The 21,753-nt window shown below is 57.3% G+C and carries 24 protein-coding genes and 2 pseudogenes; 10 read left to right on the forward strand and 16 right to left on the reverse strand.

Annotated elements, in window-relative coordinates; translation table 11 throughout:
* Positions 1 to 173: 173 nt before the first annotated feature.
* The 4 genes and pseudogenes from LU671_RS15100 to LU671_RS15115 all read right to left on the reverse strand — a co-directional run bounded on the left by LU671_RS15100 (position 174) and on the right by LU671_RS15115 (position 2,444).
* Positions 174 to 431, reverse strand: a complete 258-nt coding sequence (locus LU671_RS15100; protein WP_232856167.1) for a hypothetical protein — start codon at positions 429 to 431, stop codon at positions 174 to 176.
* A gap of 378 nt (positions 432 to 809) precedes the next feature.
* Positions 810 to 1,715 carry an alpha/beta fold hydrolase gene (locus tag LU671_RS15105; protein ID WP_232856073.1) on the reverse strand — a complete coding sequence of 302 codons (906 nt, stop codon included), beginning with the start codon at positions 1,713 to 1,715 and terminating at the stop codon, positions 810 to 812.
* Positions 1,716 to 1,879: 164 nt separating this feature from the next.
* Positions 1,880 to 1,963: pseudogene (locus LU671_RS15110) on the reverse strand (DUF3077 domain-containing protein); the annotation flags it as partial.
* Positions 1,964 to 2,186: 223 nt separating this feature from the next.
* Positions 2,187 to 2,444, reverse strand: a complete 258-nt coding sequence (locus LU671_RS15115; protein WP_232856074.1) for a hypothetical protein — start codon at positions 2,442 to 2,444, stop codon at positions 2,187 to 2,189.
* Positions 2,445 to 2,891: 447 nt separating this feature from the next.
* Here LU671_RS15115 and LU671_RS15120 point away from each other — a divergent pair, with 447 nt between their 5' ends.
* Both LU671_RS15120 and LU671_RS15125 read left to right on the forward strand, forming a co-directional pair.
* Entirely contained in the window at positions 2,892 to 3,359 is a 468-nt protein-coding gene (locus LU671_RS15120) for a hypothetical protein (RefSeq protein ID WP_232856075.1), read from the forward strand.
* A gap of 64 nt (positions 3,360 to 3,423) precedes the next feature.
* Positions 3,424 to 3,816, forward strand: coding sequence for a hypothetical protein (locus LU671_RS15125; protein ID WP_232856076.1), 393 nt, complete (start codon positions 3,424 to 3,426; stop codon positions 3,814 to 3,816).
* Between the two features lie 80 nt (positions 3,817 to 3,896).
* Here LU671_RS15125 and LU671_RS15130 read toward each other — a convergent pair whose 3' ends face one another.
* Positions 3,897 to 4,184, reverse strand: a complete 288-nt coding sequence (locus tag LU671_RS15130) for a DUF3077 domain-containing protein (protein WP_203652530.1) — start codon at positions 4,182 to 4,184, stop codon at positions 3,897 to 3,899.
* A 143-nt stretch (positions 4,185 to 4,327) separates the two neighbouring features.
* Entirely contained in the window at positions 4,328 to 4,585 is a 258-nt protein-coding gene (locus LU671_RS15135) for a hypothetical protein (RefSeq protein WP_203652529.1), read from the reverse strand.
* A gap of 449 nt (positions 4,586 to 5,034) precedes the next feature.
* Here LU671_RS15135 and LU671_RS15140 point away from each other — a divergent pair, with 449 nt between their 5' ends.
* Positions 5,035 to 5,535: a hypothetical protein gene (locus LU671_RS15140; protein ID WP_232856077.1), complete on the forward strand. Its 501-nt coding sequence runs from the start codon at positions 5,035 to 5,037 to the stop codon at positions 5,533 to 5,535.
* Between the two features lie 10 nt (positions 5,536 to 5,545).
* The gene (locus LU671_RS15145; RefSeq protein WP_186732316.1) at positions 5,546 to 5,788 is read left to right on the forward strand and encodes a hypothetical protein; all 243 of its coding nucleotides are present in this window, start codon (positions 5,546 to 5,548) and stop codon (positions 5,786 to 5,788) included.
* A 310-nt stretch (positions 5,789 to 6,098) separates the two neighbouring features.
* Here LU671_RS15145 and LU671_RS15150 read toward each other — a convergent pair whose 3' ends face one another.
* Entirely contained in the window at positions 6,099 to 6,812 is a 714-nt protein-coding gene (locus tag LU671_RS15150) for a tellurite resistance TerB family protein (protein WP_232856078.1), read from the reverse strand.
* A 166-nt stretch (positions 6,813 to 6,978) separates the two neighbouring features.
* Complete coding sequence (locus LU671_RS15155; protein WP_232856079.1) at positions 6,979 to 7,374, reverse strand: RidA family protein; 396 nt, start codon at positions 7,372 to 7,374, stop codon at positions 6,979 to 6,981.
* A 140-nt stretch (positions 7,375 to 7,514) separates the two neighbouring features.
* Between LU671_RS15155 and LU671_RS15160 the strand changes: the two genes are divergently transcribed.
* From LU671_RS15160 to LU671_RS15175, 4 genes and pseudogenes are all read left to right on the forward strand, one after another.
* Positions 7,515 to 8,429 (forward strand): LysR family transcriptional regulator, encoded by a 915-nt coding sequence (locus LU671_RS15160; RefSeq protein WP_232856080.1) that lies wholly within the window; start codon positions 7,515 to 7,517, stop codon positions 8,427 to 8,429.
* 146 nt (positions 8,430 to 8,575) lie between these two features.
* Positions 8,576 to 8,748: pseudogene (locus LU671_RS15165) on the forward strand (integrase); the annotation flags it as partial.
* A 924-nt stretch (positions 8,749 to 9,672) separates the two neighbouring features.
* On the forward strand, positions 9,673 to 11,514 hold the full coding sequence (locus LU671_RS15170; RefSeq protein WP_232856081.1) for a hypothetical protein: 1,842 nt from the start codon (positions 9,673 to 9,675) through the stop codon (positions 11,512 to 11,514).
* Positions 11,515 to 11,644: 130 nt separating this feature from the next.
* Entirely contained in the window at positions 11,645 to 12,325 is a 681-nt protein-coding gene (locus LU671_RS15175; RefSeq protein ID WP_232856082.1) for a hypothetical protein, read from the forward strand.
* 182 nt (positions 12,326 to 12,507) lie between these two features.
* Here the strand turns inward: LU671_RS15175 and LU671_RS15180 are convergent, their stop codons facing one another.
* The 3 genes from LU671_RS15180 to LU671_RS15190 all read right to left on the reverse strand — a co-directional run bounded on the left by LU671_RS15180 (position 12,508) and on the right by LU671_RS15190 (position 15,372).
* A complete protein-coding gene (locus LU671_RS15180) occupies positions 12,508 to 13,083 on the reverse strand; it encodes a hypothetical protein (RefSeq protein WP_232856083.1) in 576 nt (191 codons plus the stop codon).
* A 191-nt stretch (positions 13,084 to 13,274) separates the two neighbouring features.
* Entirely contained in the window at positions 13,275 to 14,198 is a 924-nt protein-coding gene (locus LU671_RS15185) for a hypothetical protein (protein WP_232856084.1), read from the reverse strand.
* Between the two features lie 238 nt (positions 14,199 to 14,436).
* Entirely contained in the window at positions 14,437 to 15,372 is a 936-nt protein-coding gene (locus LU671_RS15190; protein ID WP_232856085.1) for a LysR substrate-binding domain-containing protein, read from the reverse strand.
* Between the two features lie 123 nt (positions 15,373 to 15,495).
* On the opposite strand from LU671_RS15190, the gene LU671_RS15195 reads away from it, so the two are divergent.
* Positions 15,496 to 16,131 (forward strand): glutathione S-transferase family protein, encoded by a 636-nt coding sequence (locus tag LU671_RS15195; protein ID WP_232856086.1) that lies wholly within the window; start codon positions 15,496 to 15,498, stop codon positions 16,129 to 16,131.
* 21 nt (positions 16,132 to 16,152) lie between these two features.
* Entirely contained in the window at positions 16,153 to 17,178 is a 1,026-nt protein-coding gene (locus tag LU671_RS15200) for an LLM class oxidoreductase (protein ID WP_232856087.1), read from the forward strand.
* 142 nt (positions 17,179 to 17,320) lie between these two features.
* Here the strand turns inward: LU671_RS15200 and LU671_RS15205 are convergent, their stop codons facing one another.
* The 5 genes from LU671_RS15205 to LU671_RS15225 all read right to left on the reverse strand — a co-directional run bounded on the left by LU671_RS15205 (position 17,321) and on the right by LU671_RS15225 (position 21,643).
* Positions 17,321 to 18,295: a biotin-dependent carboxyltransferase family protein gene (locus LU671_RS15205; protein WP_232856088.1), complete on the reverse strand. Its 975-nt coding sequence runs from the start codon at positions 18,293 to 18,295 to the stop codon at positions 17,321 to 17,323.
* Complete coding sequence (locus LU671_RS15210) at positions 18,292 to 19,164, reverse strand: 5-oxoprolinase subunit B family protein (RefSeq protein WP_232856089.1); 873 nt, start codon at positions 19,162 to 19,164, stop codon at positions 18,292 to 18,294. Before LU671_RS15210 ends, LU671_RS15205 begins: the two co-directional genes overlap by 4 nt.
* Entirely contained in the window at positions 19,161 to 20,534 is a 1,374-nt protein-coding gene (locus LU671_RS15215) for an acetyl-CoA carboxylase biotin carboxylase subunit (protein ID WP_232856090.1), read from the reverse strand. Before LU671_RS15215 ends, LU671_RS15210 begins: the two co-directional genes overlap by 4 nt.
* A 10-nt stretch (positions 20,535 to 20,544) precedes the next feature.
* Positions 20,545 to 20,790, reverse strand: coding sequence for an acetyl-CoA carboxylase (locus LU671_RS15220; protein ID WP_186712444.1), 246 nt, complete (start codon positions 20,788 to 20,790; stop codon positions 20,545 to 20,547).
* Between the two features lie 94 nt (positions 20,791 to 20,884).
* Complete coding sequence (locus LU671_RS15225; protein ID WP_232856091.1) at positions 20,885 to 21,643, reverse strand: 5-oxoprolinase subunit PxpA; 759 nt, start codon at positions 21,641 to 21,643, stop codon at positions 20,885 to 20,887.
* Positions 21,644 to 21,753: the final 110 nt, after the last annotated feature.

Below are 21,753 nucleotides of genomic sequence, written 5' to 3' on the forward strand. Positions count from 1 at the left end.
CCGTGGTCTGCAGGGGTTTCGTTGTCCATTTGCGAAATCCTCTCTCGTGAAACTAACCGTAACTCATTGATTTAGCTCGACCCTGTAGGAGCGGCCTTGAACCGCGAAAGGGCTGCGCAGCGGCCCCGGCAATTTTGATTGCGGCGCGGAACCTGGGGCCTGTGGCAGCTCTATCAGTGCAATATGTATGACGGCGGTCGCGCACTCATCTGAAGCTGAGCCAGAGCCGAATCCAGCAGCATGCGGGTGGCATCAAGCTCGTGCATCATCGTCAGCATCACCAGGGTGACCGGTGATTTGGGCAGGTGGCTGAACGACTGATGGGCGACGGCCACTGCGCACATGACGTACTCGGTGGCCTGGACGAGGGTGTCTTCAAGGAGATGAGGGGATTCAGCGGACGGGGGTGGATCTGGGACGATCTTCAACATGACTTCATACTCGACGTTCATGAATGATCAACCAGACACCCATTCACCTGCAGGAGGATGGGTGGCGGCTACGTGCGGGTCTGCAAGTCCGGGGAACATCGAGCGATAACCCGGCCGGCCCGAGGGCCAACCGCACGTAGCCACCATTGAGCACAGCCACTGGAAAACGCCAGCGACTCGAAGGTGAGTACAGTTCGATGTTCAGACGGACTTGCAGGCCCGGTCGTTGATTTGGCAACGACCCAGCGAGACTAGCCGCCAGTTCGAGGGCGCAACAGTGGGCGAAGCATGCTTCGGAAATGGACTACTCGAAATAGGGAAAATCTGATTCATCCCTGTAGGACGCACCAACAAATCATTGGCCGGGCTCCGCACTGCTTACTTTTTGAGGAAGGTTTCTACAACGCTGGCAAACCGTTCCGGTTGATCGAGCATGACGAAATGAAAACTGTCATCGATGCGGGTGAAATGGATATCAGGTGTCGAGGCATAGGCCCGACGGAACGTTGCATCGACGCTGGATGCAGGCACACCGTAAAAATCGTCGTATGCATAAACGACTTCGACCGGCGCGCTGATGCGACCGAGTTCGGGACGCAGATCAGTGATCATCAACTCATACACTGCATCCGCCACGGTCTTGCGATCAGAGCTGATCCCCGCAGAAACCACCCCTGGCCTGACCGCCTCGGTCTTGGCGAGTCGGGCGATGGATGCCTTCTGCATCGCTTCGCTCTGCTCCGGCGATGCCGACAAGAGCGAACTACGCATTGCTGCCGCCTGCGCCGTAGCGGTTTCGCTGGTGGCCGAAGGGTCAATCAGCAACGTATAGAACGGCAACGCATCGACGATCATCAAGCGCCCAACCTGATCGGGATGACGAGCCCCCAGCATCAATGCAACCTCTCCCCCCAGTGAGTGACCGATGATCACGGGTGCCTCTATATGCTGGGTGCGGATGTAGTCAGCAATTGCCTCGGCCACCGGAGCGACCACTTTCCCTTCGCTATCGGACACCGCAGGCAAACCGGCAAAGCCTGCGAGCTGCACAAGGTGAAGACGGTGGTTCTGGCGTAACCGAGCGGCAAGGTCAGCCCATACCTCGCGAGACGATGCCAGCCCCGGAATCAGGATCACATCCCTGCCCTCGCCTTCGACCTGGACCGAGATACGCTGCTGATCAGTGTGTAACGGAGACGAAGGCTGGCCGGGTGACGCCGACAGCGACGCCGACATCAACGACAAGGTAGTCCCGACTGCCGCGAGGATCGTTGCGATACGCATCAGATTCCCCTCTCCGGGCGATGTGCTGCTTGTTTCATGACCACTCCTTTGACTGATGACAGCTAGGCACTATACGGGCTTGTCGCCACGATAAAAGGTGTTGAGGGCATTCGAGTGTGGTCCGGGTCGGTTCGGCTGACCACCCAGACCACCGGTGGTCTGTTTCACACCTTCTTCAACATCCCCATATGCGCATCATCCATCAATGCCTTGGCCATATCGCTCAGGTAGTGCGATGCCCAGACCAGCACCGGTTCATTGTCCATTTGCGAAATCCTCTCTCGTGGAAAAGCCATAACTCATTGATTTAGCTCAATTCTGTAGGAGCGGCCTTGCGCCGCGAAAGGGCTGCGCAGCGGCCCCAGGTTCCGAGCCGCCATCAAAATCGCCGGGGCTGCTGCGCAGCCCTTTCGCGACACAAGGCCGCTCCTACATGGCTAGATGATCGCCTAGGGGGCCGTGGCAGCCCTGTCAGTGCAATGTGTATGACGGCGGTCGCACACTCATCTGGAGCTGGGCCAAAGCCGACTCCAGCAGCATGCGGGTGGCATCAAGCTCGTGCATCATCGTCAGCATCACCAGAGTGGCCGGTGATTTCGGCAGGTGACTGAACGACTGATGGGCAACGGCCAGTGCGCACATGACGTACTCGGTGGTCTGGACGAGGGTGTCCTCGAGGAGATAGGAGGATTCGGTGGACGGGGGTGGATCCGGGACGATCTTGAGCATAAACACCTCGCAATGCATTAGTCAGACCGCCACCTCTTCACTTGCAGGTGAAGGGTGGCAGCTACGTGCAGGTCTGCAAGACCGGGGCATTACGAGGCGAAAACCCGGCTGACCAAAAGGCCACCCGCACGTAGCCACCATAAAGCGAGACCCACGACTCGACGCCGAGGCTCATGGTGAGCACCATCGTAATACCGCGCAGGCTTGCAGACCCGGTCGTTGATTTGGCAACGACCCAGCGAGACTAGCCGCCACTTCGAGGGCGCAACAGTGGCCAAAGCATGCTTCGGAAATGGACTACTCGAAATAGGGAAAATCTGATTCATCCCTGTAGGACGTACCAACAAATCATTGGCCGGGCCCTGCCCTACTCACTGCTCACCCCTTGGCAGACATTCACAGCCAAAAGCAGTAAGTTATGTGAGCTTCAGCAGAGCGAGAAACTGAATGTTCAACCGGCTATCAATTGCCAGTCACAAGTCCAAGTACAGCCAAGGTTACTACCCAACCTTTGCGATTGACGGATCACCCCTTGAGGTTTGGCTACCCAGGCAGAATGCGGATGCCGAACTCCACCTTGTAGCCGCCCACTCAGGTTTGCACAGTGATGAAGACACCTTGTTGATCTGGGACCGGATCTATTCCACGGCTCCTGGATGGAAGACCTTGGTGCCTTTGTTGGTTTGCTCGGATGACCTGGACCTCACTTGTACCGTGATTGTCGCTGAGCAACGCGCCCATGAGCATGCCGTTCACTGGAGCCGATTTGGCTTGCTGAAAGACCTGGTCACTGTCGAAGCCCCTGCTGTTGACTGGTTCGACGCGATACCCAGCCTGACTTTTGAAAGGTCGCATTTTCACAGCGTGCTGGATGAGTTCAGAGTGCAGGAAAACATCGAAATGTACTGGGACTAGCCTGCCCGGCAAGCGATTCGAGATCCGGCACCCCCAGTCTTGAAATACATTAGGTTCGTCGCTGATGCTCACACCGGTCCCACACTCCGATACCGATGCCTTGCTAGGTACAGCGCACGATCGCTCGCTGACCCTGGACGATTTATCGGTTTACTGCCGAAGCCCAGAACTGCGATCTGCCGATCTGCTCAATGCCCTATCAATCGAAACGGCCCGACGATTCATTTCGGGGGCAATATCGTATGAGGCTGGCGATAACATCATGAATGGCCTATTCACCGCCATCGTCGAACTGAGCATGGACGAGCAGATGCCACAGCCGGCATTTGACATCTACCTGGCATTCGATGACGGGGAATACCACCGTCCAGGGGACTCGGAACACATACAGCCGTCAGAGCGCTATACCAAACCTTATTTGACAGAGATCTTAAAAGACCTCGATAGCGCCCAGTGATCAAGGCACACGGTTGAAGCGCACCTCCAAGTGTGACCTGGATCGGTGCGGCTGGCCGACCCAGACCACCGGGGCCTGTTTCACACCTTCTTCAACATCCCCATATGCGCATCATCCATCAATGCCTTGGCCATATCGCCCAGGTAGTGCGATGCCCAGACCAACACCGGTTCGTTGTCCATCACACCGATGAAGGAAGCCCGGCGTGCACTGTCGAGCAGCACGGAAGCCTGCTCCATGGCGTGGCTCGCGCAGTTGCCGGGCTCTACGCGGAACAGGCGCGTACCTTTGGTGGCGCCTTCCAGGCAGGTGCAGGTGCCGACGGTCCAACCGAGTTGACCGTGGTCTGCAGGGGTTTCGTTGTCCATTTGCGAAATCCTCTCTCGTGAAACTAACCGTAACTCATTGATTTAGCTCGACCCTGTAGGAGCGGCCTTGCGCCGCGAAAGGGCTGCGCAGCGGCCCCGGCAATTTTGATTGCGCGCGGAACCTGGGACCTGTGGCAGCTCTATCAGTGCAATGTGTATGACGGCGGTCGCGCACTCATCTGGAGCTGAACCAGTGCCGACTCCAGCAGCATGCGAGTGGCATCAAGCTCGTGCATCATCGTCAGTATCACCAGAGTGGCCGGTGATTTCGGCAGATGGCTGAACGACTGATGGGCGACGGCCAGCGCGCACATGACGTACTCGGTGGCCTGGACCAACGTGTCTTCAAGGAGATGAGGGGATTCAGCGGACGGGGGTGGATCCGGGACGATCTTGAGCATGATGAAATTCTCTAGTTGCGCTGATCGGACCGCAGCCCATCGCTTGCAGGCGATAGGGTGGCGGCTACGTACGGGCCTGCAAGACCGGGGCAACTAGAGTAAGCCCGGCTGACCCGAAGGCCACCCGTACGCAGCCACCATAACGCACTGCCAATGGCTTGAGACCAATGGCAAGGGGTGGCGCTGATCTAGTTGTCCCGCTCAGGCTTGCAGACCCGGCCGCTACTTTTTGCAGCGACCCTGCGAGACTAGACCTCTGTTGGAGGGCGTAAAAGCGGCCAAAGCATGCTTCGGAAATGGACTACTCGAAATAGGGAAAATCTGATTAAGCCCTGTAGGACGCGACACGAATTCGCTCTCCTACCCCTCAACCAGCTATCCAAAAGACAGTTTGCATCTACCCCACCGCTTGTAGAAAATCCCTTCTTTTTGCACGAATGGACACGCGCATGAAGTTCGAGAGGACCACGCAGTACAGGACCGATGAAGGGATCGTCTTCAATCTCTCGCAAATTACCCTTATGGAAAGTGACCGAGGCCGCCTGCGCGAGTTGCACTTTGGCGAAGCAAAACGCGCCCACTACCAAGTCAACAACATGGTCGTGGATCTATATGACCGGATGCAGGCCCGAAACCTGCCTTGCCTGCTGACAGTCCGCATTTCCAACCCCCTGACCCGGCAGCAAGCCGATACCATCAACACCCTGCGCGGCAACGTCGCCAAAGGAATTGCTGCAGCCTCAGGTGCTGCTGCCGGGAAGGTGGGAGCTTTGGGCGGGCCGGTCATTGGCTGGGCTTCCGCTGCAGCGGTTACGACAGGTATGAACTGGTACCTCAAAGGGGCCTTACCCAACTTGCATGCAGGCGACGTACTGGTCAGCATCGAGGGAGAGGTTCATGGCGGAATTGGCCCGCAGCGTTCCGGCGTGACGTTGGTCATCAAGGTCTGAGGAGCTGCACATGCCTTACATCATGCAAGCTGCCATCCTTCTGGTACTGGGCGCACTCCTCGTTCAGTTTCTGAAACCATACCCCTTACGCAAGTGGCTGGGCGTGGCGCTGTTGGCTGCGGGCCTGGTCGGCATCTTCAAAGTCGGCCAGCAGCAGTTGCTGGGCTTTGACTTGGAGCTGCTGGCGCTCCTGGCCGTGCCGTTGGGCGTGGTGCTGTTCGTGACGCGGCGGCGGTTCACGGAGGTGGGCTGAAGCCCAGGTCCGGCTCTTGTAAGAGATCGCCAGGCCCAAAGGGCTACGCAGTCGTGCAGGGAACAACGTTACAAGCCTTACCAACGTGGGAGCGGGCTGGCCCCGCGATGCGGCGTATGGCACCGGCGTTGCCGGTGATCGCGGGGCCAGCCCGCTCCCACGCAGCCCAACAATCAGGCTGCGTTGAAAACACTGCCTTGGAGCAATGTCCGCTCCTGGTCGAGACGAAGAGTCTGAGCGTACGCGCAATCTCTCGGGCCTTGCCTGCGCAGGCTTTAGATTGATAGACAGCAAGAGCACTTCAGCCCGATCAGGCGGCCCCTTTCGCCTGCTGCTCCAGATGCACCTGCAACGTCGGATCGATCCCCAACGCACTGGCCAACTCATCAAGGTAGGCCCGCTCCGCGTCCTGCTGGTCATCCACCAGCATCACACTGGCCAGGTACATTTCCGCAGCCATGCCCGGGTCCTGGGCCGACTGCGCCACCTCGGCGGCATCGAGTGGTTTGCTGACTTCTTCGTCCAGCCACTGCTGCAGTTGCGGGTCGCTGGTGTGACGTTTGATTTCGGCGTAGATCAACTGTTCTTCCTGCGGGTCGATGCGACCGTCAGCCTTGGCTGCCGCAATCAGCGCACGCAAGATCGCATGGCTGTGATCCTCGGCCTCGGGGCCAGACAATTGATCCACGGTACGCACGGCCTGTTGCGGGGCTGCCGCCTGGCTGCGCTGCCAGCTTTGATAAGCCTGGAACGCCATCATGCCCAACGACGCCAGAGCCGCGTAATTGACGCCACCAGCAGAGCGTCCCTGAGCGGAAGCGCCAGCGTTGCCACCACCGCCACCCAAAATGCCGCCCAGTAAACCACCAAGACCACCACCACCCCCTGCTCCACTGCCACCGCCAAGCAGCCCACCCAGCAAGCCACCCAGTCCATCTTGCGCTGACATGCCGCCGCGCCCTTGTTGCGCTTGCGCGCCCTGCCCAGCCCGAAGCAACTGTTCCAGTAGATCACTCGTGTTCATGGCACCGCCCTCGGTCGGTAGTCGTCGCCCAGACAAGCAACGATAGCCCCCGCAAGGCGAACCGCCATTACCGTCTGGCCGACGGGTAACCGGGGGCCGACCGAGTGCAGCTAAATAGCATGAACGCGCCCTGCGACTTGAACCGGAAGTAGGGGCTGGCCCGCCTCTATTGCGGCAGTTTCGCGATCACCTTGATCTCGAAGTCGAAGCCGGACAGCCAGGTCACACCGATAACGGTCACCGTAGGATAAGGCGCTTCGCCCCAATACTCGGCCGCCACTTCCCAGATGGTTTCAAACTTCGAGTCGGGGTCGACCATGAAGATGGTCGTATCAACCACATCCTCGAAACTACTGCCGGCCTCGGCGAGGATCGCGTTGAGGTTGGCGAAAGCCAGGCGAACCTGCGCCGCGAGGTCCGGCTCGGCCGAACCATCCTTGCGGCTGCCGACCTGACCGGATACGAACAGAAAACCGTTGGAGCGAATCGCCGGCGAGTAGCGGTGCAGCTCGTACAAAGCAAGGCGATCGGGAGGGAAAACAACATCACGTTTGCTGGACATTACCTACCTCGTTCTGGGCCTTCGCGGCCCGGTGTTTACGGTGAGGCCACTATAAAAAGGCCACCTACCTGGATAAACGGGCAGCTCTGGCCAGGACTGTTTGTATACTCCAAACAATCCAGGTGCGAACGAGGCGTGGAATGGACCGATTCGATGCAATGCAGGCGTTTGCCCGAGTGGTGGAAACCGGCAGCTTCACCAAGGCGGCCGCCACTCTGCACATGAGCAAGACCACCGTGACGCAGCTCATTCAGCAGCTGGAAGCGAGGCTGCGCGTGCGCCTGCTCAACCGCACCACACGCAAGGTCAATGTCACCGCTGACGGCGCGGCCTACTACGAACGCGTGGTCCGGCTACTGGTCGACATGGACGACGCCGAGACCAGCTTGTCCAGCGCGTCCATGACACCGCGCGGACGGCTGCGGGTGGATGTCCCCAGCCCGCTGGCGCGAATGCTGCTCATACCCGCCTTGCCGGCGTTCTTTGCACGTTATCCAGAAATCCAGCTGACCGTGGGCGTGAGTGATCGCATCGTCGACATCATTGGTGAAAACGTCGACTGCGTGGTACGTGGCGGCGAGATCACCGATCAGTCCCTGGTGGCGAGGCATGTGGGCGACTTGCAGCTCGGCATGTATGCCACGCCCGGCTACTTGCAGCGCTTCGGGACACCGGTGCACCCCTGTGAGTTAGAGGAAGGCCAACACAAAACCATCGGCTTTCTTTGGTTTCGAACAGGTAAAACCTTGCCCTACGCGATGCAGCGAGGTGAGGAGCGCATAGAGGTCCAGGCCCGCCCGCAACTGACGGTCGATGACGGCAATGCGTACCTTGCCGCCGGTCTGGCTGGCCTGGGGATGCTCTGGCTGCCGCAGTACATGGCCAAGCCACACCTGAGCAGCGGCGAACTGCTGCCGCTGTTTGAAGACTGGCACATGTCGCCAATGCCGATGTACCTGGCCTTCCCGCCGAATCGCCATGTCAGCGCCAAGGTGCGGGTGTTTATCGACTGGATAATCGAGTTGATGGCAGAGCATGCGCCGGTGGTTGAGTGAAACGGGGGTAAAGCTGTTTCAGGATCAGGCACTCCGGATTTTTGCTTTTGCCTGTTTCGGTCAGTGCGGAGAGGGATAGCTATGAGTCGTTAGTACTTCTGGATCGGTCTGACCATCCTTGTCCTTCCTCACATGGAGGACAAGCGATGAACACTATTACGACCAGCAGCCATCAGCCTTGGAACAAAGGGAAATTGGTCGGGCAGAAAGCCCCGCTCCGGCTCAAAGATATCTGAGTCATTCAGGTAGGCTCCAAACTCGTGATTTTGCGCTGTTCTATCTGGCCCTCGACAGCAAGCTACGAGCCTGCGACTTGACCATCCGTGATCGGCTGCTATCGACCCAAAGCAGTTATTCACGAACGGCTATAGGCGAGGTGCCGTGAGCCTGCCTTTCCCATAAACAATACGTCTGCCTTACGGGCTTGCAGCCTAAAGACTTCAGCCAAAACGCTACCTGCTGTCACATCGCTAACAGTTCAAGAACGAATGCGATGGCGAGAAATTGGTGCGAAGGGACTAGCTTTGCAGCAAAAAAAGCAGTGGGCTGAGGATGTGTTGGCTGGCATTGGGCTCATTGATATCTACACTACAGAATAGGTCGAGCCAAAATGCATGGCATGTCACCCTTGGGAGGCTATCTGCAGGTCTTTCCTAAAGGTTTCTCAGTGAGTGCGGGCTAAGCGTCAGCGCACATCGCTAGCATGGAAGAGGTTAAAAGGGATTTCGTTAAATCAACCTGCAGAGTCGGTTATGCAAATTTCCGTGAGGTTAAATAATTTTATAGGTCGCAACCACAATGATTACATGACTATCAACATAAAGCAAAATAGGACATGAAGGCGATTAAAACCTGATAATTTTTAGTTAAAATCTAGCGGGTACTGGAGAGGAGCGCCGGCACAGAAAAACCACCTCTTTATCAATAAATACGCAGCAGCATTCTGTATTTTGATTTAGCTTAATGTCAAACCTATTGAAATGATCCCCTCTATGGGTGACAAAGGATCCCTTAGCTGGCACGCCAGTCATCACCCCGGAATAATTGAAGGAGAATAATTATTGCCACAGATCTCCCGATAAGTGCTTTGTTTATCCGGGCGCGCGCAATGTGAAAGGTGTGCTACAAGCAAAATACTGGAGGATCTTTTATGCACTCATGTAGAAAAATAAATACAACCTATTTTTGTAATGTGAGTTTTTTGCCTGGTCGCTCCTTCTAATAACTAGCGCGGAGATAAATAATGACTAATACGACAAGCAAAGCCGATCAGCCATTGAATGCCCTGGAAACACGACGCCCGTTATCTTCTCCTTCGGATGCGCTCGATCCGGCACAAATCCCTATAACAGGCGCGGTTTCACTCGGACTGGGTTATGCAGTCCGCACCAATAGAATGAAAAATGGTGCCGTGATTGATAACTCAACACCTAAGCCAAATATGTCCGTAAGGCCAGACTATGCTTTCGAATACGTTGAAAATTATTCCGAACTTTCTGAAGCGCTAAATGTCTCTGCGTCGGCGAGTTACGGGAGCTCAGGTGTTTCCGGTGGAAGTGCTAGCCTCTCAATGATGAAGTCGACGACGATGAGAAGCGACTGCGCATACGTCGCCGTAAAGGCACGTTTTATTGCGAAAGAAAGCACGATAGTTAATGCTTATCTGTCAGACGAAACCTTGGATATTCTGAATGGACAATCCGCAGCCGAGTTCTATGATAAATTCGGGTCGAAATTTATCCGGACATTATATCACGGAGGAGAACTCGCTTGCGTTCTCGAGTTCTCCTCGACGGAAACTCGGAGCTCAGAGGAATTTAGGGCGGAAATTAAGGCGGCAGTGGGAGCCGCAAAGGGAGAAGCCAGTATGGAGTCGAAGGTGACTTCACTGGTAGGCGGCCGCAGGGTCCACATTAAGTACGCGCAGAGCGGTGGGAAAATCGGTACGCCTGAAGCTGGCGGAATTTATACAGCGACACCTACTGACCTGATAAAGCGGATGCAAGTATTCGCGAGCGAGGTATATGGAGCGACGGGATTGGACGGTAGTACAGTTCCAATTTTCGCTGATCTGATGGGGTATTCAGAAGCAAAGAACTGGCCCTCACAAAAACACATCGATTTGGAGAGCCCCTACCCGCCGGCGATTGATAACATAGCTCGGTCTATTCTCATCTTGGAAGATCAAACGGCGCTCGTCCGAGGAATGCTCTCTCCCACGGCTGCAACATCTCCTGGACTCGTAGCTGCCGCGCAAGAAATGACGCCGTACTTGGAGTTTGCGACGGCGGAGGCAAAAAATGCATTACGAAACATGATGAACAACGCAAGTGGAACCACAGAGTACTATGGTGAAAGCTTCCTTCAATATCGACTCAGAAACCTACTTCAAGTTTCATCTGCGGCGTACAGCGGGAACGCTGGAGGAGCAATTGACTTTGGAGAGAAAGACAAAAATCTATTGAAAGCGTTACTTTTTGGTGTGGCAGAGTCCATTCCAATCTCGCCCTGGCCGAAGCTCGAAATCTCAGGCTCCTGGGGGTTCCAAGGAGAGAGAGACGACTGGGGCACAGGAACTCGCGTGCCCTGTCCTGCCCACGGTGGCTCCATTCAAAGTACGGCAGAGGCCCTTGCAGGTAAAACAGGCCCAAACGATGGGCGATTCGGTTTTGCACAACCCTATCCCACTTCATATAGGGGTGGCGGAAACTGTGGTTACACGGTCATCCACTTTACAGCAATTAAAGTTATTCATTCAGACAGCAATCCTCTACCTCCTCTTCCAATGCTTCCAGCAACTCCAGCGAATGGAGTATCCTTCACAATTGGAAAACCTTTCCAGAAAGAAGTGAATCATTGGTGGATACCATTCAATGTAACGATGCCTTGCACTACCAGTTGTGGTAAATACGAGCTTACGGGTAAGCTAATCAGCCAATCGGGTGAAATCAAGGAGTTCAAAGAGATATCTTACTGGTACAAGACAGGTGATGCCAACCTTTCTCTTGAGCATCCACTCATGCTTGATGCTGGCTGGATAATTCATTCGGTTGAGGGATCGGTTCACACTGCGCTCTGTTCCTAATGAGCGGCAACTGGGATTGGCGGATTAGTTCGCAGCCTAGAATTCATTCTGAAGGGTCGGTCGCGCGCGAGGAAAAATAGAACTTCCATTCGCACAAGCAAAATGAACACTCAATCTAGGCGAAAGGCATATGTATAGCGAACCAAACCATCACTCGCGAAATCTAAAATTAATATCCCTGATGTTTGTTTTGTATTGGTTGCTTGCCTTAAGCCCTGCAGATGACTCAATTAGACTTTCGATAATAAACTATAAAGTACAAAATCCTAAAGCCCTACTCTGGGCGGCTCATGCCGCCTTAGTTTATTTTGCATGGCGATTCTATTTAAGCTCAAAAAACAGGATTAGACATGGATTCATTAACCATTTGGCCATTGGCAATTTTTCAAATCAAACCTCCAGCATATTCAAGACACTAAAGAAAAAAGCTGAAGCCGACTACGTAGTGCATCATAGGGAAGCCTTTCAGCAAGAGCGCGAGAATTACGCGCAAAAGCACCAAATAGAATCTTACAACAGGGAGTGCCTTTCGGTTATTCCGTTAGGTTTCGGTTATGAAGGGAATCAATTAAGGCTTGAATATCAGGTTCAATATGATAGAGGGCAACATGGCGACTTATACTTCAGGAATTATAAGATTTTTTACGAGCAGTATCGTTGGTTGCGATTCAAATCGTGGAGACTGGTGAGATTTATTCTTGAGAAGGAGGATGGTCCTGACTATGTGATACCTTGGGTTTTGTTTATTCTTGCAGTCACAACTAGCGCTCTTAGCCATTTCGACATTACAGCCTTAAACATATTTGAGTAAAGACGAAACGGAGGCATATATTTACCGAGAGACCGGCCACTTATGGCCAGTAGCTGTTTTTGGTGAAGGACAGCTATGGGTCGAAAGCAGCCGCTCACCACTGACCGCTTTCTTCCCACATCAGCCAGTGCCGACAAGCAGAAAGCGGCCAAAAGCGGAGACTCCCTGAGAGGAGAGGTGACCTATTGCACAACTAGGTATTGGTCTGCACCAATGGAATACTTGTACGGCACCCCACCTGTGATCAAAAGGTCCCCCGGAGAGGGATCTATACCGTTAAGCGCGAGAAAGTGAATGAGGTAAATACCTGGGTTTTCGATGGTCTGTACGAATGTGATCTCGTAGCTCTCACCTGCTCCAACATTAACGAATTTTAGCGGTGTACGGTTGAGGGTTCCAAAATAGCGACCCGAAAGTAGACTAATTGGTTTTTGGAAGAGCGGTTTCCCATCAGAAAACTCGACTGGCACCAGCGTCAGGGAGTCATCGTCCAAGTCTACTTTGCTTTCCTTGTTGCCAATATTAGAAAGAACAACCTTAACCTGGAGCAAGGTCTGCCCATCCATTAGTGGCCGAGCCGTTGGCTCGACCTTTACCTGGATATGTGGTATTTTTGTGGTCTTCTGATCCATTTCCTTCAATGTATACTCTGTTACTTCTTTTTCTTTCTTTACATACACAGTAGAGTAATAACCCCACACCGCTACGACGATTGCAGCGATAATGGTCACGGCTTGTGCAAGGATCTGAACCACCATATGGATTCTTTCGATTTTGCTTAGCGAATTTTCTGGCACTTGCTGGTTCCTAATTGATAAACACTTGACATTATCAGTCATCGGACAAAACGTCTGCTCCTTGCCGTTAGCTGTCCGTCTTGAAGAGCAGCCCCGGGTCGAGAACGGACTGTACGGCGCGTCACCATAACAGCCGTAAATTTACGTGCAACCTAAACAACACCAAGCAGATCTACTTTTTTAGTATTATTCAAATGAGCAGGATCGCATTCGTGATTGTTCGCTGGAGGTACGATGCCGTCAATTACTTCAATGGCGAAAAGATTTCTCAGAGGTATAAGTGATTTAGGGAATTTCCCTCCCAACACAAGGATGGCTTTCGCGACGTGAGGGCGCACTTCAGCAAGCAGCACTGCATCCATAACAGCTCTATATTTAACGCATTGGAATAGCCCCCTTACTATATCAGACTCCGCTGATATGGCAGATTTGACCTCAGCAGCTATCCAAACCGCTTTGCTAGTGAACGAGACGTCAAGAGTGTCACCGGAAGGCAACCTGTATTCGGTTACACCCACTGGTGTATTAGAGCTGAGCCCGATGACTTGCGGATTGCAAGCCACATACTCTTTGAGCGCCTTATGCTCCCCGCTCTCTCCCGATCCATAGCCCCGACTGGCCTCTTTCAAAACAGGTGAAAAATCGCACGTCACCGGCTCAAGTGATAAAGCTTTAAGAACCATGTCCCATCGAGAAAAGGAAAAAACGTGCGCGAGCTCTGCCTCAACAATGACACGTTTCTGGCGGAGCGGAAGTGCTGAAAAATCCTCTTTTTTCACGAGAAACCAACCAATACCCTCTCCTGGTAGTCCTGTATTTTTGTTGATTACAAGACACTGAAGAGGTGGAACCTTCACCTTCCATATTTTTGAGAGCCCTTCTAGCGATTGACCAATACTCCCAAGAACGTAATTAAGGTTACGAGGGTTAGGCATTCCAAGCTCCTCAGCAAGATCGGAGTAAGAAATTGGGACACCGGCCTCTGCTTGACGAACAAGTATAGGAAGAGCGGCGCGGGCACGTATCTGGTATGCCTTGTCACCTGAGATTGGCGCAGAAATCTTCGCGGTACTCATTTCGATCCTTGAATTTATTACTGGCCCGACGGGATGCCCTAGAAGGCAGCTATATCCCCACTATCAACCCAGCGTGAGAGTAGCCTATAGCCATCATTCGCAACAAGTTCTGCTATGGGTCGATAGCTGCCGGTAGCGGGCAATTACTTTCGTCCCGAGGCGGACACTCGCGCCGCCCACGCCTGAGCTCCACCCGTCCAGCCCTGCCCCCTGCCCACATAGTTCCGTCATCAACACCTTACGACGAAACACCTGAGTCAGCCCCTCCAGCACGACCACCCAATACCGCCTCAGCCTCAACCCGCGCTTGAATCCACGCAACAAACGCACGCACCGGCACTCGCCGCATGCTCTCCCCGCGACCAACCAGGTAATAAGCAAACCGCGAAGGCCAGGCCCGGTCCACCGCCACCACCAACCTGCCACTTCTCAGGTCCTCTTCGGCATGCTGCGCCTGTACCAGAGCAATACCCTGCCCACTGACAGCCGCACGCACCAACAGCAGATCCTCGTCAAAGCTCGGTCCCCGGCGGCTACGGTGATCGGGCTCGACACCATGAGCCCGCAACCACAGCGTCCAGTCGGCACGCTCAGCATCCTGCAGCAGTGGGTAGTGCAAGCAGTCCTGCGGCGCCTCCAAAACCGGCCCGCCAGCAAGCAGGCCAGGGCTGGCCACCGGCAGCAGCACAGGCGCCAGCAGCGGTATCGACTCCAGCCCCGGGTAATCGCCCAGACCATGACGCAAGGCAATATCGACAGGCTCCCGGTGCAGATCGACAAGCTCGGCCGTGGACTGCACCTGCACGTCGATCTCCGGATGCAGCGCATTGAAGTCAGCCAACCGCGGCACCAGCCAACTGGACGCGAATGACGGCTGGGTGCTGATCGTCAGGGTGTTGGCCCGTGTCAGGGCTTGAAGATCGAGCAGCGCGCTTTCGATCTGGCCAAACCCACGCGACAGCCCCGGATACAGACTCGCGCCCGCCTCTGTGAGCTGCACGCCATAACGGCTGCGGGTCAGCAAGGTGACTCCGAGGCGATCTTCCAACAGGCGAATCTGTTGACTGATAGCACCCGGGGTCACGCCCATGCGCTCGGCGGCGGCCTTCAGGCTGCCCAGGCGAGTGGTTTCGGAAAAGGCACGCAACGCAAGCAACGGCAACACGGCACCCATGCAATACCAACCTTAGAAAAACTGATCTGAGCAAGTGGAATGATCGTTCGTAAACCACCTGGACGATACCTAGCATAGCGTTGTGCCAGACACATTCGAATCAGTTTTATTAAGGTGAATAACATGCCGGACCCTGCGTTTGTGCTTTACACCGACAGCTCCCCCAACGGTTTCAAGATCACCATTGCCCTCGAGGAGCTGGGGCTGCCTTATCGCCTGGTCCACGTGAACATCGACCTGGGCGAGCATCGCCACGAAGACTTCCTGGCACTCAACCCGGCAGGCCGCATCCCGGTGCTGATAGACCGCAAGGCCGGCATTGTGCTGTTCGAATCAGCCGCGATTCTGTTGTACCTGGCGCAACACAGCGGCCAGCTGCTCGAACAGGCCGCGCAACCGCGTTGGGCGGCAATCACCTGGCTGATGCACCACAGCGCCAGCATGGGCCCCTTGCTGGGTCAGCGCGTGCACTTCGAGTGTTTCGAGCCCATCCCCAATCCTGCGGCGCAGAAGCGCTACCGCGCCCTCACCGAGGATGCCTTCGCACTTCTCGACCAGCAGCTTGCAACCCGCCCATGGTTGGCCGGCGAATCCTATTCGATTGCAGATATCGCCAGCTTCGCCTGGCTGCACATCGCCGAGATCGTTGGCTTCGACTTCAGTTCCTACCGCCATCTGAATCGCTGGTACCGGCAGATCGAGCAGCGTCCCGCCGTGCAACGCGGCATTCGTCTCCCGGCGCCCGCCACCGGCCCCTGACTCCCCGACCAAGGAATGTCCATGACCCCTATCAGCACCCAGGGCGCCAGCGCCGATGCCTTCGCCCTGCATCCCGGTTACCGTCGTATGTTCGCCCACGGTCAGTTGACCCTGGGCATCTTCCTGCCGCTTCGTTTCTATGACGGCGATATGGGCGTGCTGCACGGACAGGCGCAACTGCTCAGCGAGATCGACCGCCTGGGCTTTGCCGCCGCCTGGGTACGTGATGTGCCCTTGTACGACCCTGCCTTCGGTGATGCCGGCCAGGTATTCGATCCGTTCACCTACCTGGCCTATCTGACGGCCCATACCCGCAGGATCACCCTGGCAACCGGCAGCGCGATTTTCACGCTGCGTCACCCTGTCGACCTGGCGAAAGCCGCGACCAGCGTGGACTGTCTGTCAGGTGGACGCCTGGTGTTGGGCATCGCCTCGGGCGATCGACCGGTGGAGTTTCCGGCCTATGGCCTGACCCATGACGGTCGAGGGGAGCGCTTCGCGCAGAGCGTGGACTACTTCCGCCGACTGCTGGCCGGCCATCCTGCACCGATCCATTCGCCACTGGGACAGCTTGATGGCGCCCAACTGCTCCCCAAAGCCGTCACTGGACGGATCCCGCTGCTGGTGACCGGTTCATCGCGCCAGTCCTTGCAATGGCTTGGCGAGCAGGCCGACGGCTGGATCACCTACCCCGACACCACCCACAATATCCTTGGCCCTCGGCGCCTGGCCGAGAAGATCAGTGCCTGGCGGGCGCTCATTCCCGATGGAGGCTTCCGCCCGCATGTCACCAATGAATGGATCGACCTGGATGAGGACCCGACCTTCCCTCGCACGCCGCAACAAGGCGGCTACGTGTTGCGCACCGGTCGAAACGGCCTGATCGATCTGCTGCATGAGTGGCGTGACGCCGGGGTCAATCATGCGGCACTGGGCATGCAGATGGCGCGGCGCCCGCCGTTGGAAATCATCCAGGAACTGGCCGAAGAAGTGCTGCCGCTGTTTCCTGCGCTGGCAGGTCCAGAACCTCATGCGCAAGCCTGGTAGCCGAGGCCAGACCATCACTGACGGCTGATACCGACCTTGCGCGGCGCCGCAAGTCAGAGGTTGAAGCGCGGGCAGCCGCCCCGTAACGAAGGGCGGCGTTGGCTTACCTTTTTGGCTTTACCCGCGCAGTGCGGCGGGCAGATCAGGAAGGGAACAGCTTACTCAGACAACTGAGTTTTTTCTTGTAGGACCGTCGGGCTTGCAGCGCCTCTTCCAGCGTCACCGCAACGAAGCGGGCCTTCTGGTTGGGTTGCATCTGGCCGACCAGGTCGAGGTCGGCGCTGATCACCGTGCCGATCATCGCGTAGCCGCCACCGGACACCGCATCGCGGTGCAGAATGATGGGCTCGAGCCCTGCCGGCACCTGGATCGAGCCGATCGGGTAGCAGCTGTCGACGATATTCGAAGGGTCGGAGCCTGCGCCGAACGGCTGCTCGCGAGGCTGGAAGCTCAGCGGGCTGCCACCCTTGAAGCGATAGCCGATGCGATCTGCCTCCGAGCCGACAGTCCAGGCTTCAGCGAAAAAGCTGTCCGCCGCCGCCAGGGTCAAGCGCTCGTAGTACAGCCCCGGTACCACCCGCAGGGTGATCTCCCCTCCCAGCGACTGTCGCAAGGCCATGGGCAGGCTCGCCCCGGCACGGCCCTTGCCGCTGGCGGCGCCGATCGGCAGTTCATCACCAATCACCAGCCTGCGCCCCTGAAAACCACCCAGCGCCCCCAGCGCGTAGGTGGAACGACTGCCGAGCACCACCGGCACATCGATACCGCCGGCCACCGCCAGATAAGCCCGCGCGCCAGCCTTGGGAAAATCGAAACGCAGCACTTGCCCGGCCTTCACTTCGAAGGCGGTGTCCAAGTGCATGTCCACGCCATCGACCTTCGGCGTCATCTGCGCACCACATACCGCCACCAGGGCGTCCTGCTGAAACTCCAGCTCCGGCCCCAGCAAGGTGCACTCCAGCGCCGCCGAATTGGCCGGATTGCCCACCAACTGGTTGGCCGCGCTCAGGGCGTACTGGTCCAGCGCCCCGGAAGGCGGGATACCCAGATGGTAGTAGCCTTCGCGGCCGAGGTCCTGCACCGAGGTGGCCAGACCGGGTTTGAGCACCTTGATCATGCCAGCACCTCCTGCAGCGACTTGGGATAGCCGATCGGGTCGGCAAGGAACGCATCGAGCGAGAACTCCACTGGACGGATACGCAGATCGAAGCGCCCGGCTTCGACCTCGGCCACGGCGTGGTCATAGGCATCGCGGTCCATCGGCTTGAACTGCACGATGTCGCCGGGACGGAAGAACACCATGTGTTCCTTCAGGTACGCCAGGTTCTGCTGCGGGTCGTAGATCGGTGCCGGAGTGACGCCAAACATCTGGTAACCACCGGCGCCACGTACCGAGTAAATACAACCGAAGCAGCCGCCATGGCCCAGGGTCAGCTTCGGCGTATCGGTACGCGGTCGCAGGTACTTGGGCACCTGCAACTGGCGTTCGCGCTCGACCATCTGGAACATGAACGGCAGGCCCGCCACAAAGCCCACCATCGACACGAACCACGGCGCGCCACTGTGGGCGGCGATGAACGCCTCGACGTCGGCCAAGCCGTTGATGCGCGCGGCGTACTCCAGGTCCGTGGCATTCGGGTCCTGGTGGCGGTCGCGAAAGCGCATCAGGGTTTCGTGGGTCCAGGGATCGTTGTAGAGCACCGGGATTTCGATTATCCGGGTGTGCAGGGTGCGCTCGGCCACGGCCTGGGCCTCGGCCCCCTTCACCGCTTCAAGCAGATCGGCCGGCGCGATGCGATCCGGGTCAAAGCGGATCTGGAACGAGGCGTTGGCCAAGCACACGTCGAGCACGCCATCGAGGGCCAGACGCTCCACCGCGCGGGTGACCGCCATGCCCTTGAAGAAGGCTTCAAGGGACATGCTCTCGCTGACTTCGGCAAACAGATGTTCGTCGGCGCCAAAGCTGTAGCGAATCGGACTGCTCATGCTGCACCTCCACTGCGGCGTTCGGCCAGCCAGGTTTCCAAAGTGCCGGTGTGGAAATCGGCGGTGTGCAACCAGGGTTGCTCCAACAGTTCGCCATGCAACGACAAGGTGCTGGCCATGCCGGTGAGCGTGGTCTGCTCGACCGCCAGTCGCGCGCGGGCCAGAGCTTCGGTGCGGTCACGGCCATGAACAATCAGCTTGGCCAGCAGCGAGTCATAGTATGGCGGTACCCGGTAGCCTTCATACAGATGGCTGTCGACACGCACGCCCTCGCCTTGTGGCCAGTTCAGCGCTTGCACAAGCCCTGGGCTTGGGAAGAAATCCCGTGCTGGGTCTTCGGCGTTCAGGCGCATCTGCAGGGCTGCGCCGTTGATCTCGATATCGCTTTGCTTGAGTCCCAGTGGCTCGCCACCGGCAATGCGCAGCATGGCCTGGACCAAATCGATACCGGTGATCAGTTCGCTGACCGGATGTTCCACCTGGATCCGTGTGTTCATCTCGATGAAGAAAAACTCGCCGGTGGCGTCGTCGTACAGATACTCAAGGGTACCGGCGCCCTTGTATCCCAGCGCCTCGGTCAGGCGCACGGCGCTCGCGCACAGGGCCTCGCGCTGCTGCGCATCGAGGACCGGCGACGGCGCCTCTTCGAAGATCTTCTGGCGACGGCGTTGCAGCGAACATTCGCGCTCGAACAGGTGCACCGCCTGCTTGCCGTCGCCCAGCACCTGTACTTCGATATGCCGGGCCTTGCCGATGAAGCGCTCCAGGTACACCGCGCCATTGCCAAAGGCGGCCTGGGCTTCGCGCTGGGAACGGGGGAATTCTTCGCGCAACTGTTGCAGGTTTTGCGCCAGGCGAATGCCGCGTCCGCCGCCTCCGGCCGAGGCCTTGATCAGCAGCGGGAAACCGACGGATTTGGCGGCTTCGAGCGCCGATTCCACATCGAACAGTTCATCGGGAGAACCGGGCACCACCGGCACGCCCGCCGCTTGCGCGGTGCGCCGGGCTTCGGCCTTGTCACCCATACGGCGGATGGTCTCGGGGCATGGGCCGACGAAGATCGCCCCAGCCGCGAGTACCGCTTCGGCGAATTCGGCGTTTTCCGAAAGAAAGCCGTAACCGGGGTGCACCGCGTTGGCCCCGGTGGCCTTCAGGGCACCGAGCAAGGCCTCGACATTGAGGTAGCTCTTGTCAGCGCGGGCCGGGCCGAGGATGTGCACTTCGTCGGCCATGCGCGCGGCCTGGGAATCGACGTCTGCTTCGCTGCACGCCGCCACGGTTGGAATCCCGAGCGCTTTCGCGGCACGGATGATCCGCACGGCGATCTCGCCACGGTTGGCGATCAGCAGTTTACCAATGCCTTGGGTCATGGTCGTGCCCTCACGCGTCTTCGAGTGTCGCGATGACCTGACCCGGCTCCACCGGATCACCGTCTTCGACCAGAAACGCGTCCAGACGCCCTGCCGTACCCGCGGTCAGTTCGGAAAACTGCTTCATGACCTCGATCAGGCCAATCACTGTGTCGGCGCTGACGCTGGCACCGGCCTCGACGTAGTTCGGCGACTCCGGGGTGGCCTTGCGGTAGAACGTCCCCGGCAATGGGGTGATGACTGTGTGCTGCGCCATGTCTGTTCCTCTTGGAATAGTTGTAGAAAGGCAGGCAAAAAATCTGTGTGTCGAGCAAACCCTGGCGTCTGCGTGCCAGGTGTCTTCGGTTGCGTTATCGCGGTGCGCGCACCTCGATCCCCGCGCCATCGAGCGCTTTGCGGGTGGCCTCGACCAGTGCCAGGGCACCGGGTGTATCGCTGTGCAAGCAGATGGAGTCGAACTCGATCGCCAGGTCTTCACCCTCCACCGTGCGCACCACGCCTTGCTGACAGGCACGCAGTACCCGCGCAGCGACTTGCGCGGGGTCGTAGGCACGCACATTGCGGGTGAAGACGATGGAGCCGCTGATGTCGTATTCGCGGTCGGCGTAGAACTCGCGGATCACTGGCTGGCCAAGCTCCGTGGCGATGCGCCAGATCGTCGAGTCGGGCATGCAATACAGCAGCAGTTCAGGCTCCAGGCGCTGCAGGTTTTCTACCAGCAAGCGCGCCGTTTCTTCGTCCCGGGCCAGGTGCATGTACAGCGCACCGTGAGGTTTGATGTGTTGCAGGGCCACGCCTTGAACTCGGGCGAGCTCACGCAGGGCGCCCAGCTGATACAGCATGTCGTCCACCAGCTCCTGGGCCGATGCAATGATGTGGCGGCGGCCGAACCCGACCAGGTCACGAAAGCCCGGATGGGCACCGACGGCCACGCCCAGGCGCTTGGCCTGCTCGACCGTGCGGCGCATGGTGCCGGGGTCGCCGGCATGGAAACCGGTGGCGATGTTGGCCGAGCTGATGAAGCCCATCAGTTCGTTGTCGACCCCGTCGCCGATCGTCCACGGACCGAAGCCTTCGCCCATGTCCGAATTGAAATCTACTGCCTGCATGACACGTGCTCCTGACGCTTGTGACTTCATGCAGAGCACGTTAAGTTCCAGCCACCCCCTTGGGAAGATCTATTATCCGAGGGGATATCTTCTGAAAATCAGATACCTCA

This window comes from Pseudomonas sp. NMI760_13 (assembly GCF_021283245.1).
GTDB lineage: Bacteria > Pseudomonadota > Gammaproteobacteria > Pseudomonadales > Pseudomonadaceae > Aquipseudomonas > Aquipseudomonas peradeniyensis.